This window comes from Mycobacterium sp., from assembly GCF_035603715.1.
In the GTDB taxonomy this organism is placed as follows: Bacteria; Actinomycetota; Actinomycetes; order Mycobacteriales; family Mycobacteriaceae; genus Mycobacterium.
On the sequence record NZ_DATNJW010000549.1, the window covers coordinates 1 to 2324 of the forward strand.

The 2324-nt window shown below is 60.9% G+C and carries 4 protein-coding genes; 1 reads left to right on the forward strand and 3 read right to left on the reverse strand.

The genetic code is table 11. The annotated features are described in order from the left end of the window. The 3 genes from ruvA to VN856_RS22640 all read right to left on the reverse strand — a co-directional run. A partial coding sequence (ruvA, locus tag VN856_RS22630; RefSeq protein WP_325693222.1) for a Holliday junction branch migration protein RuvA occupies positions 1–242 on the reverse strand: 242 nt, incomplete at its 3' end. Continuing rightward, positions 239–793 carry a crossover junction endodeoxyribonuclease RuvC gene (ruvC, locus tag VN856_RS22635; RefSeq protein ID WP_325693225.1) on the reverse strand — a complete coding sequence of 185 codons (555 nt, stop codon included), beginning with the start codon at positions 791–793 and terminating at the stop codon, positions 239–241. The genes ruvA and ruvC, both read right to left, overlap by 4 nt. Before the next feature lie 102 nt (positions 794–895). Then, complete coding sequence (locus VN856_RS22640; protein WP_325693227.1) at positions 896–1426, reverse strand: XRE family transcriptional regulator; 531 nt, start codon at positions 1424–1426, stop codon at positions 896–898. A 696-nt stretch (positions 1427–2122) separates the two neighbouring features. Here VN856_RS22640 and VN856_RS22645 point away from each other — a divergent pair. Then, positions 2123–2324 (forward strand): hypothetical protein (locus VN856_RS22645; RefSeq protein ID WP_325693230.1); only part of this gene is annotated, 202 nt, incomplete at its 3' end.

Sequence of the window (2324 nt, forward strand, 5' to 3'; positions counted from 1 at the left end):
CCGACGCCGGAGACGCCCAGCAGCGTCAGGAACAGGTCGCGGGCGTCGCCGTCGGGAAAGCCGTAGAGCGTCATCGAGTCTTCGCGCACGATCATCGCCGTGATCAGTCGCGCCTCGCTCCCGCGGCGCAGCGTCGCGAGCGTGGACGGGGTCGCCATCAACTTGTATCCGACGCCCGATGCCTCGATGACGACATGGTCGAGGGCGATCTCGAGGACCTCACCGCGAACTGACGAAATCATCTGGCCGCCTTCACTTTTGCGGCGAACTTCGCACGCTGCTCGGCGACCTTGGCCTCGGCTTCGGCCATCCGCGCGATCATCGGCGCGCGCCAGCAGTGACAGATGGCCAGCGCCAAGGCGTCGGCGGCATCGGCGGGCGTCGGTTTGGCTTGCAGCCCAAGGATTCTCGTGACCATCGTGGTTACCTGAGCCTTATCGGCGCGGCCGTTGCCCGTCACGGCGGCTTTGACCTCGCTGGGAGTGTGGAAGTGCACGTCGATGTCGCGTCTTGCGGCCGCGAGCGCGATCACGCCGCCGGCCTGCGCGGTGCCCATCGCGGTGTTCGCGTTCTGATTGGCGAACACCCGCTCGATCGCCAGGACGTCGGGATGGTGAGTGTCCAGCCAGTGCTCGACGGCCTCACTGATCGCCAGCAGGCGGCGCTGCAACGGTTCGTCGGCCGGCGTTCGGACGACGTCGACGTCCAGCGCGATGATCTGCCTGCCCCTGCCGTTCTCCACAACGGATAGCCCGCAGCGGGTCAGCCCCGGATCGACGCCCATCACCCGCACGCGGACTCCTACCTATACCGAACGGTTGTTCGATACCTTAGCGGGCGGGTGCATGCTCCACCCGGCAGGACACGCGGTGAAATCGGCTGGTGCTGACGGCGATCAGGCGCGGCCGGCGCTGGGGTCGATGTATGCGACGACGACTACCTCGGCGCGCGCTGGATCTACCGCCCGGAGGTGATAGCTGACCGACGCGTCAAAGTAGGCACTATCGCCTGCTTCGAGGGTGACGATGTGGTCGCCGTACTCGAGTTCAACTGTTCCCGAATGCACGAACACAAATTCCTGACCAGGGTGGGCAGGAATGGGATCGTCGGCGCCATCAGGGGGCCGAACTAGGAAGGGCGACATAGCTTTTCCGAGCAGATTCGGGGCCAGCAGGCGATAGCCGCCGTCATCGGTGCGATCGTCGGCCCGGTCGACCACGATGGTTTCGTCGGCCGATTCGTCGGAGAACAACTGAGCGACGTCGACATCGAGCGCGCGGGCAACCTTCAGTGCCACCGCGATGGACGGCGTGCTCTGCCGGCGCTCGATCTTCGATAGATAGCTCTTCGTCAATCCCGTCTGCTCGGCAAGGGAGGACAGCGTGAGGCCGCGTTGCTTGCGGACCGCACGTAGCAGCCCAGTCATTGGGTTTTCTCAGCTTTCAGGCGTTCAGCCATCCCCATCCGACCCCTCGATAACCTATATGACCCAAGGTTTCCTACGCTCATCAGGTGTGTCATATATGGCCCTTAATCTCCTGAATGCTAGCGCTAAGCACCGCTCTAGAGTTGCTTGATCTCTTTAAAGATTAAGTAACCGTGCTCTTAACTTTTGTTCACCATTGGGCACCCACGAGCACCTGAGTCGGACCTGAGAAGGCCCAGTCTCGACAATGATTTACTTTGCTAACCAATCAAAAAATCCATAGGTATTCGTAATAATGTTGTTGATCGAGGTCGGCTTCGCTCCTGGGCCTGACTCATGTGTCCAGCTCAACGCCATCTTTGAGCTACCGGTCGCGGTTGCCAGCAGAGCCGGCACGGCGTCTGTATTGGACGCGGCTCTTTGATGACCGATTGCTGGGTAACTAAGTAACCGGTCGGCGGCGCCGTCTCGTACCTGGGAGCCTTTTGCGCGCGCTGACGCACATATCGCACGTTTAGATAGTTAACTGAGGTAACGAAGCACCGCGTTGAGCAGCGGCGATGTCGCTTCTGGGGCACCAAAAAAAATATTTCTAGATTTTTGCGAGTTTCTATTTCACTCAGGTAACGGTCGGGGTAGCTTAACGGGGCCTGAGAATACTCAGCTCACACTTAGCTTAGGGAAGGGTTCGGGGAGATGGCTGGTCAGCACTCAAAGAAGAATCGGCGGGCGGGGAAGAGTAAAGCCCGTCGTCGCACACTTGGCCTCGGTGGTTCTGCCGGGGCGTTTTTGGCGTTCGGGTTGACCCCGTTGGCCAGCGTTCCGCCGGCTCACGCCGATGGTCTGGACGCGATCATTGACCCGATCCTGAACTCGATCCTGAGTTCGGTGACCAGCT